The 15448-nt window shown below is 60.7% G+C and carries 9 protein-coding genes; 5 read left to right on the forward strand and 4 right to left on the reverse strand.

The annotated features are described in order from the left end of the window. The first annotated feature begins 167 nt into the window (after nucleotides 1-167). Together FW764_RS09035 and msrA are read left to right on the forward strand one after the other, a co-directional pair. A complete protein-coding gene (locus FW764_RS09035; protein WP_446433637.1) occupies nucleotides 168-2861 on the forward strand; it encodes a putative bifunctional diguanylate cyclase/phosphodiesterase in 2694 nt (897 codons plus the stop codon). Between the two features lie 71 nt (nucleotides 2862-2932). Beyond that, entirely contained in the window at nucleotides 2933-3580 is a 648-nt protein-coding gene (gene msrA, locus FW764_RS09040; protein WP_083355611.1) for a peptide-methionine (S)-S-oxide reductase MsrA, read from the forward strand. 62 nt (nucleotides 3581-3642) lie between these two features. Here msrA and FW764_RS09045 read toward each other — a convergent pair whose 3' ends face one another. Continuing rightward, nucleotides 3643-4479, reverse strand: coding sequence for a 23S rRNA (adenine(2030)-N(6))-methyltransferase RlmJ (locus tag FW764_RS09045; protein WP_034117387.1), 837 nt, complete (start codon nucleotides 4477-4479; stop codon nucleotides 3643-3645). 250 nt (nucleotides 4480-4729) lie between these two features. Here FW764_RS09045 and FW764_RS09050 point away from each other — a divergent pair, with 250 nt between their 5' ends. Beyond that, a complete protein-coding gene (locus FW764_RS09050; RefSeq protein ID WP_094949249.1) occupies nucleotides 4730-6007 on the forward strand; it encodes an O-acetylhomoserine aminocarboxypropyltransferase/cysteine synthase family protein in 1278 nt (425 codons plus the stop codon). Here FW764_RS09050 and FW764_RS09055 read toward each other — a convergent pair. Both FW764_RS09055 and FW764_RS09060 read right to left on the reverse strand, forming a co-directional pair. Then, on the reverse strand, nucleotides 5993-6718 hold the full coding sequence (locus FW764_RS09055) for a DUF4123 domain-containing protein (protein WP_446433638.1): 726 nt from the start codon (nucleotides 6716-6718) through the stop codon (nucleotides 5993-5995). The genes FW764_RS09050 and FW764_RS09055 overlap by 15 nt on opposite strands. A gap of 15 nt (nucleotides 6719-6733) precedes the next feature. Next, a complete protein-coding gene (locus tag FW764_RS09060; protein ID WP_446433639.1) occupies nucleotides 6734-8752 on the reverse strand; it encodes a type VI secretion system Vgr family protein in 2019 nt (672 codons plus the stop codon). A 187-nt stretch (nucleotides 8753-8939) separates the two neighbouring features. On the opposite strand from FW764_RS09060, the gene FW764_RS09065 reads away from it, so the two are divergent. Beyond that, nucleotides 8940-9428, forward strand: coding sequence for a DUF2165 family protein (locus tag FW764_RS09065; RefSeq protein ID WP_446433640.1), 489 nt, complete (start codon nucleotides 8940-8942; stop codon nucleotides 9426-9428). A gap of 78 nt (nucleotides 9429-9506) precedes the next feature. Here FW764_RS09065 and putP read toward each other — a convergent pair whose 3' ends face one another. Then, nucleotides 9507-10991, reverse strand: coding sequence for a sodium/proline symporter PutP (gene putP, locus FW764_RS09070; protein WP_446433641.1), 1485 nt, complete (start codon nucleotides 10989-10991; stop codon nucleotides 9507-9509). Between the two features lie 461 nt (nucleotides 10992-11452). Between putP and putA the strand changes: the two genes are divergently transcribed. Continuing rightward, nucleotides 11453-15406, forward strand: a complete 3954-nt coding sequence (gene putA / locus FW764_RS09075) for a trifunctional transcriptional regulator/proline dehydrogenase/L-glutamate gamma-semialdehyde dehydrogenase (protein ID WP_446433642.1) — start codon at nucleotides 11453-11455, stop codon at nucleotides 15404-15406. Nucleotides 15407-15448 lie beyond the last annotated feature (42 nt).

Raw genomic sequence — 15448 nt, forward strand, 5'->3', positions numbered from 1 at the left:
CCATCACATGGATTGTAGAAACCGCTCCCGCGGCCGATAACAGCCATATAGCACTTAGCCTTCATCCTCTCTTGTCAGTGCGTGCTGCATGATGCAACCTTGCCGCAGGCGACAGTTAAGAGGGCGTGAGCCCGGCGCCGTGCGCATTTTTCCAAGCGAGTCTCCCCATGAAAAGCCAACCCGATGTCGCCCGCATGGCGGCCGAGGTAGTGACGCAGTTACCGGTGCCTTCGCGCCTCGGTATGCTGCGTTTCGAGCGGCTTAATGAGGCAAGCTGGGCTTTGCTCTATCTGGACCCCAATTGCGAGCGCCAATTCGGTCTGCCGGCGGTCGAGCTGTGTGCCTTGCTCGGCACCCCCTACGCCAGCCTGATGGAACCTCAGGCGCGTTATCAACTGCACGACGCCATCCAGCAACAACTGACCCAGAGCCCGCATTACCTGGTGCGCTACACCCTGCACACCAACGATGGGCCCCTGAGCCTGCTGGAAATGGGCGAGGCCTACAAACAGCACAATCGCCACCTGCTGCGCGGCTACTTGATGGTGGTCGACGGGTTGTTCAGCGAAATCCCCACCGCCGCCCCGACCGCAGACCTGGAAAACCAGAACAGCCGCCTACAGATCGCCCTGGAACTCAACCAGCGCGCCCAGCAGGAACAGTTGCAGCACCTGGAACGCGTGCGTGCCCAACAGGAGCTGATCCTGCTGCTGGCGCGCCAGCGCTACACCACGCCTAACTCGCTGCAGGAAGCCGCCGAGCTGATCACCCGTAGCGCGTGCGACATCTACCAGATCGATTGCGCGAGCATCTGGAACCTCGAAGGCCAGCGGCTCGTACCGATCTCGGCCTACCACCGCGCCGACCAACAACACCATTTACCGGAAGAGATCGACGCCAGCGGCTTCCCGGACTACCTGGAAGCCCTGCACTCGAGCCGCGCCATCGACGCCACCCATGCGATGCGCGACCCGCGCACCCGGGAAATGGCCGAGAGCCTGCGCGCTAAGGATATCTATGCGATGCTCGACGCGAGCATCCGCGTCGATGGGCAGGTCATTGGCGTGTTGTGCCTGGAACAAAGCGGCAGCCCCCGCGCGTGGCAGACCGATGAAATCGCCTTCGCCGGCGAGCTGGCAGACCAATTCGCGCAGGTGATCAACAACCACAACCGGCGCACCGCCACCAGCGCGCTGCATTTGTTCCAGCGTGCCGTGGAGCAAAGCGCCAACGCGTTTCTGCTGGTCAACTGCGACGGCGTGGTGGAGTACGTCAACCCAAGCTTTACCGCGATCACCCAGTACAGCGCCGAAGAAGTCCACGGTCACCGCCTGGCGCAACTGCCGGCGCTGGAGAACCTCAGCGATTTGCTCTTCGACGCGCCGTCGAGCCTGGCCAAAAGCAACAGCTGGCAGGGTGAATTCAAGAGCCGACGAAAGAACCTCGAGCCCTACTGGGGCCAGCTGTCGATTTCCAAGGTGTATGGCGACAACCGTGAGTTGACCCACTACATCGGCATCTACGAAGACATCACCCAGACCAAACTGGCCCAGCAGCGCATCGAGCGCCTGGCCTACACCGACAACCTGACCAACCTGGGCAACCGCCCGGCGTTCATCCGCAACCTCGACGAGCGCTTTGCCCGAGACAGCGACAGCCCAATCAGCCTGCTACTGGTGGACATCGACAATTTCAAGCGAATCAACGACAGCCTCGGCCATCAGACCGGCGACAAGCTACTGATCAGCCTGGCGCGCCGTTTGCGTAACAGCCTGAGTGCCAGCGGCAGCCTGGCGCGTTTTGCCAGTAACGAGTTTGCCGTGTTGCTTGACGACACCGACCTGGAAAGCGGCCAGCAGGTCGCCAGCCAGTTGCTGGCGACCCTCGACAAACCGATGTTCGTCGACAACCAACTGATCAGCGTCACCGGCTCCGTGGGCCTGGCTTGTGCGCCATTGCACGGCCGTGACCCGCAAACCCTGATGCGTAACGCCGGGTTGGCCCTGCACAAAGCCAAGGCCAACGGCAAACACCAAGTGCAGGTGTTCACCGAAGCCCTGAACGCCGAGGCCAGTTACAAGCTGTTCGTGGAAAACAACCTGCGCCGCGCCCTGACTCAGAACGAGCTGGACGTGTTCTACCAGCCCAAACTGTGCCTGCGCAGTGGCCGCTTGCTGGGCATGGAAGCGCTTCTGCGCTGGAACCACCCGGAAAAGGGCATGATCCGCCCCGACCAGTTCATCAGCGTGGCTGAAGAAACCGGGCTGATCATTCCCATCGGTAAGTGGATCGCGCGCCAGGCCTGCCGCATGAGCCGGCAGTTGACCGCTGCGGGCATGGGCAACTTACAGGTGGCGATCAACCTTTCGCCCAAGCAGTTTTCCGACCCGGACCTGGTGGCCTCGATTGCCACGATCCTTAAGGAAGAACAGCTGCCAGCCAACCTGTTGGAGCTGGAGCTGACCGAAGGCTTGCTGCTGGAGGCCACCGAAGACACGCGCTTGCAGCTAGACCAGTTGAAGAGCTTTGGCCTGACCCTGGCCATGGACGACTTCGGCACCGGTTACTCGTCGCTGAGCTATTTAAAGAAATTCCCCATCGACATCATCAAGATCGACCGCAGTTTTATCCACGAAATCCCGGACAACCAGGACGACATGGAAATCACCTCGGCAGTGATCGCCATGGCCCACAACCTCAAGCTCAAGGTAGTGGCCGAGGGCATCGAGACCTCAGAGCAGTTGGCGTTCCTGCGTCGGCATCGTTGCGATGTGGGCCAGGGCTATTTGTTCGACCGGCCGATCCCCGGTGCAGAGCTGCTCGAGAAGCTTAAACGCTACCCGCGCGGGCCAATCGCCTGACAGCGCGGTAACACTCGGGCACACTGAGTGTCTTCTTAATATCTAACTCAATCTGACTGAGAGGACTGATCATGGTCTTGCGCTCGGAAATTCTGGTGAACAAAAACGTGTTGCCCACTCAAGAACAAGCTTTGCCTGGCCGTGAAACTCCGATGGCGCTGCCAGAGACGCATTTCGTCAACGGCAACCCGCTGCTCGGCCCCTTTGTCGACAACGTAGAGTTCGCGATCTTCGGCCTGGGTTGTTTCTGGGGCGCGGAGCGCAAGTTTTGGCAGCGCGACGGCGTCGTCAGCACCGTGGTCGGTTATGCCGGTGGCTACACGCCGAACCCGACGTACGAAGAAGTCTGCTCGGGCCTGACCGGCCATAGCGAGGTGGTACTGGTCGTGTTTGACCAAGACAAAATCAGCTACGAAGAGCTGCTGAAAATGTTTTGGGAGTTGCACAACCCCACCCAGGGCATGCGCCAGGGCAATGACATCGGCAGCCAGTACCGTTCAGTGATCTACGCGGTGAAACCTGAGCATCTGGAGGCGGCCAAGGCCAGCGCCGAGGCGTATCAGAGTGAACTGACCAAGGCTGGGCTGGGCACTATCACCACGGAAATCGAAGAAGCGCCAACGGTGTACTTCGCCGAGGCGTATCACCAGCAGTACCTGGCGAAGAACCCGCAGGGGTATTGCGGGATCGGCGGCACGGGCGTGACCTGCCCGATCTAAAGTCGACGCAGATCAAAATGTGGGAGGGGCTTGCCCCCTCCCACATTTGGTTTGAGATCTGATTACTCCGCGATGAGCCAATCCATCTGCCACCCACCTTGGGTCTGGCCAAGCTTCTTGGACAGCCACGGCAACAGCTCACGCAACTCCTCCTCCAGCCCCCACGGCGGGTTGGCAATCGCCAGGCCCGAGCCGGTCAGGGTGTTGGGCGTGTCCAGCGGATGCACCAGCAATTCCACCCGCAGCAACTTCGGCGCACCGGTGCCAGCCAGGTCCTGGTAGAAGCGGCGCAACATGCGCTGGTCTTTCACCGGGTACCAAATTGCCGCGACCGTCTGGCGCATGCGGCTGACTGCTTCCTTGAGGGACGCTGCGCAGCGCTGCATTTCGTCGAGCTGCTCAAACGGCGGATCAATCAGCATCAGCGCGCGTTTTTCCGGTACCGGCAGCAAGGCACGCGGCACATGCCAGCCTTCGCCCAGGTGCACTTTGACCCGGCGATCACCCTTCATGTTGTCCTTGAGCAGCACGCCGTCTTCCGGGTGCTTTTCGTTGAGCAACACACGGTCCTGAGGCCGCGTGAGGCGGCGCGCCAGTTCCGGCGAGCCTGGGTAATAGCGCAACTGGCCGTCCGGGTTCATCTCGTGCAGCACGCGCATGTAGTCGGCGGTCAACGGCGGCAAGTCGCTCGCGCCCCACAGGCGGGCGATGCCTTCCAGGTATTCACCGGTGCGGTTGGCCTGATCACCTTGTAAGTCGTACAGCCCGATCCCGGCGTGGGTGTCAAGGTAGGCGAACGGCTGCTCCTTGCGCGACATCAGGGCGATGAGGCGGGTCAAGGTCAGGTGTTTGAAGACATCGGCGTGGTTGCCGGCGTGAAAGGCGTGACGATAATTCATGGTTGCTCCTGCGCAGGGGGCGAAGTTTACCTTCTACCGGGGCAAAGGTGCAGGGCTGCGTGTCGGCCGGTGCTTATGTCATAACCGCAGGCACACCGCCGAAAACAGTCTAATCGCCCCTGTGGGAACGGGCTTGCCCGCGAGGCAGGCGACGCGGTATTACCCTTGCACCGCGGTGATGCTATCGCAGGCAAGCCAGCGCCCACCGTGTACGGGGCGCTCAAGGAAACCAAGGAGGTCAATAACAATCATGAAAGACGCCACCATTGCACTGCACCACGGCTTCAAATCCGACCCGACCACCAAGGCCGTCGCCGTGCCGATCTACCAGAACGTCGCCTTCGAATTCGACAACGCCCAGCACGGCGCCGACCTGTTCAACCTGGACGTGCCCGGTAATATCTACACACGCATCATGAACCCCACCAACGACGTGCTGGAGCAGCGCATTGCCGCCCTTGAAGGCGGGATCGCCGCCCTAGCCGTATCAGCTGGCAGCGCCGCGATCCATTACGCGATCCAGACGCTGACCCGCGCGGGTGACAATATCGTCACCACGCCGCAGCTCTACGGCGGCACCTACACCCTGTTCGCGCACCTGCTGCCAAGCTTTGGCGTCGATGTGCGCTTCGCCCGCGACGACTGCGCCGAGGCCATCGCCGAATTGATCGATGACAACACCAAGCTGGTCTACTGCGAAAGCATCGGTAACCCCGCAGGCAACATCATCGACATCGAAGCCCTGGCCGATGTCGCCCACGCACGCGGCGTACCACTGATGGTAGACAACACCGTGGCAACGCCAATCCTGTGCAAACCTATCCAGTTCGGCGCCGACATTGTGGTGCACTCCGTGACCAAATACGTCGGCGGCCACGGCAACTCCCTGGGCGGCGTCATCGTCGACAGCGGCACCTTCCCCTGGACGAAGTACCCAGAGAAATTCCCCGGTCTCAACACCCCCGAGCCGGCCTATCACGGCGTGGTCTACACCGATAAATTCGGCCCCGCCGCCTTTATCGCCCGTGCCCGCACCGTGCCACTGCGCAACACCGGCGCAGCCCTCGCACCGATGAATGCCTTCCTATTGCTGCAAGGCCTGGAAACCCTGGCCCTGCGCATGGAGCGCCATACTGAAAACGCGCTGAAGGTTGCGCAGTTTCTGCAAGGCCACGTCGAGGTGGAATGGGTCAGCTATGCCGGGCTGCCGGATCACCCGCACCACGCATTGGCGCAGAAATACATGCAGGGCAAACCGTCAGCGATTCTGTCCTTTGGCCTCAAGGGTGGTTACGACGCCGGAGTACGCTTCTACGACGCCCTGCAAATCTTCAAACGCCTGGTGAACATTGGTGATGCCAAATCCCTGGCCTGCCATCCGGCGTCCACCACCCATCGGCAGATGAATGAGCAGGAGCAGGCCAAGGCCGGCGTGAAGCCCGAAATGATTCGCCTGTCGGTGGGCATCGAGGCAATTGAAGACTTGATCGAGGATCTGCAGCAGGCGCTGGGTTCAACTCAACTCTGAGGTCAAATAGTCGGCCAGCGCCCCATGACTGACATCCGCCCCGCGCACGAAGTAGGCGACCTTGTGCTGCAAGGTCACAGGCTTGAAGGCGGTGTACAGGTCGGGGCGTTGTTCTTCGAGCCATTGCAGCAGGTTATTGATCAACACCTGGGGTGATTGCGCGGCCAGATGCTCCAACACCACGGCGGGCACGCGCCACCATGGGCTGGTTTTGGCGGCAGCCACCGGGCCTGTCGCAACCGTCAGCGGTTGGCGGTTGATCAGGTAACGCTGAAATACCGGCAACACCTTCCCCGCCTCGTCGCCCAATTTCTGCACAATCGGCAGAAATTGGCCGCCATCCCAAAAGCGCAAAAACACGTCCTGGCCCTCGGGCAGCAACACCTTGGTCAGGCTTTGCAGATGCGCGACCACTGTTTCCAGCGGGCTGGACGACACTGCCAACCACCCCCAATCCGTTGCTTCGGTGGTTGCGATCCAGTCGAGGAAGGGGCTGCCTGGCTCGATGATGCCAACGTAAGGCATCACCTCATTCCACTGCGCATAGGCCGTGCCTGCCCAGATTGGCTGGGGCGGCATTGCACCGGTCTTCGCTTGCCAAGCGGTAAACGGCTTGGCGTCGCTGGCACTGCCCAGCACGGCGAAAATCTGCTCATTGGCGAGCAAAGGGTATTGGTCCAGCCAGGCATGAGGTTCCAAAGGCTGAGGCATAAGGGTTAACTCCTTTTAAGGTCGAGCCTGGAGATGTTCGGCAATATCACACTGACCGTTCTTGCAGCGCTCACACTCTTCGCAAAACGGTGCACTGCGTTTCAGGCTGGCCACTTGCACGCGGCTGAGCAGGGCGGGAATAACCGCCAGCAGCTTTTCCTTGATGCCCGGCATTAACGGCGCAGCGGCGGCAGCCGGCACGCCGCCCAGCTGAATCGGCACGCTGCTGAATATGCCGCTCGCCGAAAGCGTGATCGACTGCCCTCCCGCCTGGATCGTCACGCTGGCGCCAGCGTCGATAACAATGCTTTGCCCTGCTCCGATCTGAATGGTTCGCCCTGCCCGCACCTGCTGCGAACCACCGATCACCAGATGGTCATCCTGCTTGAGGTCGGTGAGGCGGTTGCCATGGGTGATGCGCTGTTCTTCGCCTTGCAGCTCATGGTGCGACTCGCCGCCCACCGTCACCCGGCGCTGGTTATCCACTTGCACCTGCTGGTCATGCAGGACGTGCTGGGTCCAATCCCGCTGAGCGCGCAGGTAGATTTCCTCCGCTCCCTTGCGGTCTTCAATGCGCAGCTCGTTGTAGCCGCCACCACCGGGGCTACTGTGGCTGCGCAAGATGCTGCGGGTCTTGTCTGCTGGCAGGTCGAGGGGCACAGGGTTCGCCGCGTTGGGCAGGCAGCCCATCACCAACGGCATGTCTATGTCGCCATTCACGAAGCCTACCAGCACTTCCATGCCGACCCTGGGGATCAGCACCGAACCATAACGGTCATGGGCCCAGGCGCTGGCGACTCGCAGCCAGCAGCTGGAATGGTCGTTATGCTCGCCGTCGCGGTCCCAGGCCAGCTTTACCTTGACCCGGCCGTATTCGTCGCAGTGGATCTCACTGTCGGCGGGGCCTGTGACCACCGCGTTCTGGTAGCCGGATATCTGCGGCCGCGAGAGTATGTGGGGCGATCGAAATGGCACCTCCCAAGGCGTTGCAAAAAAATCGTTGTCGTAGCCCTGAGTTAACATGTCTTCATATCTTTCTGGGGCAGACTCCTCTAGCACTTGAGGCTGATGCCCCACATGGTGCACATGGGTGACCAACCACAAATCATTCCATTGCTGACGTGGGTGCCCGGCCATCTTCAGGAACTGCCCAGTGACTAAGGCCGGCTGGTTGCTGGAACCGCTGGCCTGGCGATAATCGCTGCGATGCCGCTCCAACCGACGCTGCGCCAGGGACTTGCCATGCTCACGATCCGTGAAGCCCCCAGGGTAGCGCTGCTCCTCTAGGCTGGGGCGCTGCCCACCGGAGGCTGCGCTTTGCAATGCCAGGCTCGGTTTCTTGAAATCGTAGTCGCGCAGGTCCACACCCGTGGTACGGGTCTCCAATCGCAGGCTGAAGCGCTTGATCGCAGGCGTATCGGCCATCATCCCGGTGTCAGGCGAGTACGGGGTGGTTTGATCGTGCTGGGCAAACACGCTTTGATCATCGCCAAACACCAATAGGTGGCGCTCGGGGCTGTGCTGGAAGTGGTAATGAATGCCCGACTCGTCACATAAGCGCTGAATAAACTCGAGATCGTTTTCACCGAACTGAACACAATATTCACGCTCGGGGTACTTGCCACTGAGTTGAAACGTGAAGGTGTCGGCGTGGATCGCCTGGGCTTCCAGCACCCGCGCAATGATCTGGGGCACGGTCTTTTTCTGGAAAATCCGCTGGTGCGTACTGTGGTGCAGATAAGCCAACTGCGGCACCAGGCTAATCTGGTAACGGGTAAGACGCTTGCCCGCATCGCCTTGGGCCACTTGATAGACCAGGCCGTGAATACCATGCCCATTCGCGTCAAACGCCAGGAAAGCCTGCCGGTGCATCAGGCTTTCGAGGTCCAGATCGGCCTGTTCGCTGACCAGTTCAAGATCAAAGCGAAAAGGCACGCTGATGAACTCATCACCTGTGAACCCGTGAACCTTGAGATCGCTGGGTTGCCCATCAAGGGTCAGGTTAAAAGCACTTTCGTTGGCAGGAGCGAACATCCGGTGTTTCTCTGAGCGGGGTGAGCGAGCGATTCTGCACCAGCTTTTTACCTTCCTGAGCGCTGCTCGGCTGAATCAGTAAGTTCCTACGTCAAGGGTGCCAAATGCTTCATGCTCCCTGCGTCGAAAGTACAGCACCGCCGTGCTAGCGTAAGTGCCCCTTTCTCGTTGGATCACTGGAAAAAGCATGGCCACCCGCTACGCAAAAATCATCCTGACCCTCGTCCTTGCCGCCTTCGCCACCTTGGTCGCGTTCAACAACATCACGGACTACAGCTCCAACTTCGCCTTCGTCAAACACGTGCTGAGCATGGACACCACGTTCCCCGGCAACGCTGCCATGTACCGCTCAATCACCACGCCTTGGCTCTGGCACGGCGCCTACGGGCTGATCATTTTGGGAGAGGCGCTCACCGCACTGTTGCTGGCTTGGGGAGCACTCTCGTTGTGGCGTGCACGGCACGCTAGCGGTGTCGACTTTAACCGCGCCAAAGCACGCGCAACCACCGGCCTCGCCCTCGGCTTTTTGGTGTGGTTTTTTGGCTTTATGGTGGTGGGCGGGGAATGGTTTCTGATGTGGCAATCCCATCAGTGGAATGGCCAGGAAGCGGCGTTCAAGTTCTACATGGCAATTCTGGGTGTGCTGATTTTTCTTAATCAGCCGGATACCGACTGAATCGCCCATAAAAAAGGCCCGCCATCCTTAGGACGCGGGCCTTTTTTTCAATTCAACGGGCGCTCAGCACCCGACGAATCACTTGTTGAGGTTGTAGTCTTTTTCCGCAGCATCAAAGCGCTCGACCATACCGGCAGTCGGTGCGCCCAGCTTGCTGACGAAGTAAATCGCCAGGCTGGCGAAGATGAAGCCTGGGATGATTTCGTACAAGCCCAGCAACTCGAAGTGCTTCCACACGATCACGGTGACCGCGCCGACCAGGATGCCGGCCAGTGCGCCGTTGCGGGTCATCTGTTTCCAGATCACCGAGATCAGCACCACAGGACCGAACGCAGCGCCGAAACCGGCCCAGGCGTAGCTCACCAGGCCGAGTACACGGTTGTTCGGGTTGGCCGCCATGGTGATGGCGATAAGGGCCACCAACAGCACCATCGCGCGGCCGACCCACACCAGTTCAACCTGGGAGGCGTTTTTGCGCAGGAAGGTTTTGTAGAAGTCTTCGGTCAGCGCGCTGGAGCACACCAGCAGTTGGCAGCTCAGGGTGCTCATCACCGCCGCCAGGATCGCGGACAGCAACACGCCGGCAACCCACGGGTTGAACAGCAGCTTGGCCAGCTCGAGGAACACACGTTCGTGGTTCTCATTGACCGGGCCAGCCACTTCCGGGTGCGCCGAGAAGTAAGCGATGCCGAAGAAGCCCACTGCCACGGTGCCGCCCAGGCACAGGATCATCCAGGTCATGGAGATGCGACGTGCCTTGGCGATCGACTTCACCGAATCCGCCGCCATGAAACGCGCGAGGATGTGCGGCTGGCCGAAGTAGCCCAGGCCCCAGCCCATCAGCGAGATGATGCCGATGAAGCTGGTGTTTTTCAGCATGTTGAAGTTGTCGGGGTTCTTGGCTTCGATCGCCAGGAAGGTGGTGTCAATGCCACCGGTGGCCAGCAGCACGATGATTGGCGTCAGGATTAGCGCAAAGATCATCAGCGTGGCTTGTACGGTATCTGTCCAGCTGACTGCCAGGAAACCACCGACAAAGGTGTAGGCAATCGTCGCAGCAGCACCAGCCCACAGCGCGGTCTCGTAGGACATGCCGAAGGTGCTTTCAAACAGACGGGCGCCGGCGACGATGCCGGAAGCGCAGTAAATGGTGAAGAACACCAGAATCACCACCGCAGAGATAATCCGCAGCAGGCCGCTTTTATCTTCGAAGCGGCTGGAGAAGTAATCCGGCAGCGTCAGGGCGTCGCCGTTGTGCTCGGTCTGCACCCGCAGGCGGCCGGCCACGAACAACCAGTTCAGGTAAGCGCCGACGATCAGGCCGATGGCGATCCAGCTTTCCGACAGGCCGGACATGTAGATAGCGCCCGGCAGGCCCATCAACAACCAGCCGCTCATGTCGGAAGCACCGGCCGACAAGGCGGTGACCACGCTACCAAGGCTGCGACCGCCGAGGATGTAATCGGAGAGGTTGTTGGTGGAGCGATAGGCCATTAAGCCGATCAGCACCATTGCTGCGATGTAGATCACAAACGTGATCAGGGTGGGATTGCTAACGCTCATAAGAGTGACGCCCTGGCATTGTTTTTATGTAGCGACGGTCTGTCAGACGGCCACCCGTGGATAAACGGGTAGACGAAACGACGTGCCGCGCATTTATGACTGACGTTTCCCCAGGAAAGCCGTCAGCCGATGAACCGAACCCTTCAGGTGGTTGCACCTTGGACACGAATGCTATTCAACAAAGTAAATAAGGTGCAACCAGTTTCTCGAGAATAAGTTGCACCCAGGTGTGTTTTGAGCAAAACAGTGGTTTTTTGCTCCTTTTCGGAGCAAGAACAGCCAATGTCAGAAGCAAATGCACCACTGCGGAGCGGAATCGGTCGAACGCGGAATTTTTTCCCGGTCACGATCAAAAATTTCCTGAAAAATTTGGGTTGCACCCGGTTGCACCTCTGGATGCGCAAAGCTAATCTTGCCACCAGCAGATGCCACGCAGTAGTGGCACCCATGAGGATAAAAAGATGGCTACGACCACCCTTGGGGTCAAACTCGACGACCCAACCCGCGAACGCCTCAAGGCGGCCGCGACCTCCATTGATCGCACGCCGCACTGGCTGATCAAGCAGGCGATTTTCAATTACCTGGAGAAACTCGAGGGTGGTGCAACCCTGACCGAGCTCAATGGCTCGGGCAGCAAGGACGCTGAAGACGCAGGCGAAGTCCAGCCGGACCACGCGCACCAGTGCTTCCTGGAGTTCGCCGAGAGCATCCTGCCGCAATCGGTACTGCGCGCCTCGATCACCGCCGCCTATCGCCGCCCGGAACCGGAAGTGGTGCCGATGCTGATCGAGCAGGCGCGCCTGCCGCAGCCAATGGCCGACGCCACCAATAAGCTGGCCGCTTCGATTGCCGAAAAGCTGCGCAATCAGAAGAGCGCCGGCGGCCGCGCCGGTATTGTTCAGGGCCTGCTGCAAGAATTTTCCCTGTCGTCTCAGGAAGGCGTGGCACTGATGTGCCTGGCCGAAGCGCTGCTGCGTATCCCCGATAAGGGCACCCGCGATGCACTGATCCGCGACAAGATCAGCACCGGCAACTGGCAGCCGCACCTGGGCAACAGCCCGTCGCTGTTCGTCAACGCCGCTACCTGGGGCCTGCTGCTGACCGGCAAACTGGTCGCCACCCACAACGAAGCGGGCTTGACCTCGTCCCTGAGTCGCATCATCGGTAAGAGCGGCGAGCCGATGATCCGCAAGGGCGTCGACATGGCCATGCGCCTGATGGGCGAGCAGTTCGTCACCGGCGAAACCATCGCCGAAGCCCTGGCCAATGCGAGCAAGTTCGAAGCCAAGGGCTTCCGCTATTCCTACGACATGCTCGGTGAAGCCGCACTGACCGAACACGATGCCCAGAAGTACTTGGCCTCGTACGAGCAAGCCATTCACTCCATCGGCAAAGCCTCCCATGGCCGCGGGATTTATGAAGGCCCGGGCATTTCCATCAAGCTCTCGGCACTGCACCCTCGTTATAGCCGCGCCCAGTACGAGCGCGTGATGGACGAGTTGTACCCGCGCCTGCTGTCCCTGACCTTGCTGGCCAAGCACTACGACATCGGCCTGAACATCGACGCCGAAGAAGCCGACCGCCTGGAGCTGTCGCTCGACCTGCTCGAACGTCTGTGCTTCGAGCCGCAACTGACCGGCTGGAACGGCATCGGTTTCGTGATCCAGGCTTACCAGAAGCGTTGCCCGTATGTGATCGACTACGTCATCGACCTGGCACGCCGCAGCCGCCATCGCCTGATGATCCGCTTGGTAAAAGGCGCGTACTGGGACAGCGAAATCAAGCGCGCCCAGGTCGAAGGCCTGGAAGGCTACCCGGTCTACACCCGCAAGGTGTACACCGACGTTTCCTACATCGCCTGTGCACGCAAGCTGCTGTCGGTGCCGGAAGTCATCTACCCGCAGTTCGCTACGCACAACGCCCACACCCTGTCGGCCATTTACCATATCGCCGGCCAGAACTATTACCCCGGCCAGTATGAGTTCCAGTGCCTGCACGGCATGGGTGAACCGCTGTACGAGCAAGTTGTAGGCAAAGTTTCCGATGGCAAGCTGAACCGTCCGTGCCGCGTGTACGCACCGGTCGGCACCCACGAAACACTGCTGGCTTATCTGGTGCGGCGCCTGCTGGAAAACGGCGCCAACACCTCGTTCGTCAACCGCATTGCCGACCACACCATCTCGATTCAGGAGCTGGTGGCCGACCCAGTGGCCAACATCGAGCAGATGGCGACGCAGGAAGGCGGCTTCGGCTTGCCGCACCCGCGTATTCCGCTGCCGCGTGACCTGTATGGCAGCGACCGCGCCAACTCGGCCGGCATCGACCTGGCGAACGAACACCGCCTGGCGTCGCTGTCCTGCGCCTTGCTGGCCACCGCCCATAACGACTGGAAAGCTGCGCCAATGCTGGGCTGCGCGTCCAGCAATGAAGCGGCTGCACCGGTGCTGAACCCGTCCGACCTGCGTGACGTGGTCGGCCACGTACAGGAAGCCACCGTCGAAGACGTCGACAATGCTATCCAGTGCGCCATCAACGCCGGCCCGATCTGGCAGGCCACCCCGCCCGCCGAGCGCGCCGCGATCCTGGAACGCGCTGCCGACTTGATGGAAGGCGAGATCCAGCCGCTGATGGGCCTGCTGGCTCGCGAAGCCGGCAAAACTTTCGCCAACGCCATCGCCGAAGTGCGTGAAGCTGTGGACTTCCTGCGTTACTACGCGGTACAGGCTCGTAACGATTTCACCAACGACGCCCACCGCCCACTGGGCCCAGTGGTGTGTATCAGCCCGTGGAACTTCCCGCTGGCGATTTTCAGCGGCCAAGTCGCTGCTGCACTGGCCGCCGGCAACCCGGTACTGGCCAAGCCTGCCGAACAAACTCCGCTGGTGGCTGCACAAGCCGTGCGTATTTTGCTCGAAGCCGGTATTCCGGAAGGCGTGCTGCAACTGCTGCCGGGTCAGGGTGAAAGCGTCGGTGCCCGTCTGGTGGGTGATGATCGCGTCAAAGGCGTGATGTTCACCGGTTCCACCGAAGTCGCGCGCCTGCTGCAACGTAGCGTCGCCGGTCGCCTGGATGCCCAGGGCCGCCCGATTCCGCTGATCGCCGAAACCGGCGGCCAGAACGCGATGATCGTCGACTCTTCTGCGCTGACCGAGCAAGTCGTGATCGACGTTGTTTCGTCGGCTTTCGACAGCGCCGGCCAACGCTGCTCGGCCCTGCGCGTCCTATGCCTGCAGGAAGATTCGGCAGACCGTGTAATCGAAATGCTCAAGGGCGCCATGGCTGAATGCCGTCTGGGCAACCCGGAGCGCCTGTCGGTGGACATCGGCCCGGTGATCGACGCCGAAGCCAAGGCTGGCATCGAGAAACACATCCAGGCCATGCGCGACAAAGGCCGCAACGTGTACCAGGTGGCGATTGCCGACGGCGAAGAGATCAAGCGCGGCACCTTCGTGATGCCAACCCTGATCGAGCTGGAAAGTTTCGATGAACTGCAACGCGAGATCTTCGGCCCGGTGCTGCACGTGGTGCGCTACAAGCGCAAAGAGATCGACCAGCTTATTTCGCAGATCAATGCCTCTGGCTACGGCCTGACCCTGGGCGTGCACACCCGCATCGATGAGACCATCGCCAAGGTGATCGACAACGTGCATGCCGGTAACGTCTATGTGAACCGCAACATCGTCGGCGCCGTGGTCGGCGTGCAGCCATTCGGCGGCGAAGGTCTGTCGGGCACTGGCCCGAAAGCCGGTGGGCCGCTGTACCTGTACCGCCTGCTGTCGACTCGTCCTACGGATGCGATCGAGCAATCCTTCGTACGTGGCGACAAGTTGGCCGCACCGGACATGCGCCTGCGCGATGCCATGAGCCAACCGCTGACCGCTCTGAAAACCTGGGCCGACAGCAACAAGTTCAGCGACCTCAGCGCCCTGTGCAACCAGTTCGCCGCGCAATCGCAAAGCGGTATCACTCGCCAACTGGCCGGCCCGACCGGCGAGCGCAACAGCTACGCCATCCTGCCCCGCGAACACGTGTTGTGCCTGGCGGAAGTAGAAGGCGACCTGCTGACGCAAATGGCTGCGGTATTGGCCGTCGGTGGTTCGGCGGTATGGCCGGAAACTGACCTAACCAAGGCAGTGTTCCCACGCCTGCCGAAGGAAATTCAGGCGAAGATCAAGCGCGTGCCCGATTGGACCAAGGACGAAGTGGTGTTCGACGCAGTCCTGCACCACGGCGACTCCGACCAACTGCGTGCGGTGTGTCAGCAAGTGGCACAGCGTGGCGGAGCGATTGTTGGGGTGCATGGTTTGTCGCAGGGTGAAACGGCGATTGCGCTGGAGCGCCTGGTGATCGAGCGTGCGTTGAGTGTTAACACCGCTGCGGCGGGTGGTAACGCCAGCCTGATGACCATTGGCTAACTAATGTGGGAGCGGGCTTGCTCGCTCCCACATTTGACCGCA

This window comes from Pseudomonas sp. 1152_12 (assembly GCF_052850675.1).

Excerpts from the sequence above, each read along its gene's own strand:
- FW764_RS09035 (WP_446433637.1), top strand. The coding sequence starts at position 168 with ATGAAAAGCCAACCCGATGTCGCCCGCATGGCGGCCGAGGTAGTGACG.
- msrA (WP_083355611.1), top strand. The coding sequence starts at position 2,933 with ATGGTCTTGCGCTCGGAAATTCTGGTGAACAAAAACGTGTTGCCCACT.
- FW764_RS09045 (WP_034117387.1), bottom strand. The coding sequence starts at position 4,479 with ATGAATTATCGTCACGCCTTTCACGCCGGCAACCACGCCGATGTCTTC.
- FW764_RS09050 (WP_094949249.1), top strand. The coding sequence starts at position 4,730 with ATGAAAGACGCCACCATTGCACTGCACCACGGCTTCAAATCCGACCCG.
- FW764_RS09055 (WP_446433638.1), bottom strand. The coding sequence starts at position 6,718 with ATGCCTCAGCCTTTGGAACCTCATGCCTGGCTGGACCAATACCCTTTG.
- FW764_RS09060 (WP_446433639.1), bottom strand. The coding sequence starts at position 8,752 with ATGTTCGCTCCTGCCAACGAAAGTGCTTTTAACCTGACCCTTGATGGG.
- FW764_RS09065 (WP_446433640.1), top strand. The coding sequence starts at position 8,940 with ATGGCCACCCGCTACGCAAAAATCATCCTGACCCTCGTCCTTGCCGCC.
- putP (WP_446433641.1), bottom strand. The coding sequence starts at position 10,991 with ATGAGCGTTAGCAATCCCACCCTGATCACGTTTGTGATCTACATCGCA.
- putA (WP_446433642.1), top strand. The coding sequence starts at position 11,453 with ATGGCTACGACCACCCTTGGGGTCAAACTCGACGACCCAACCCGCGAA.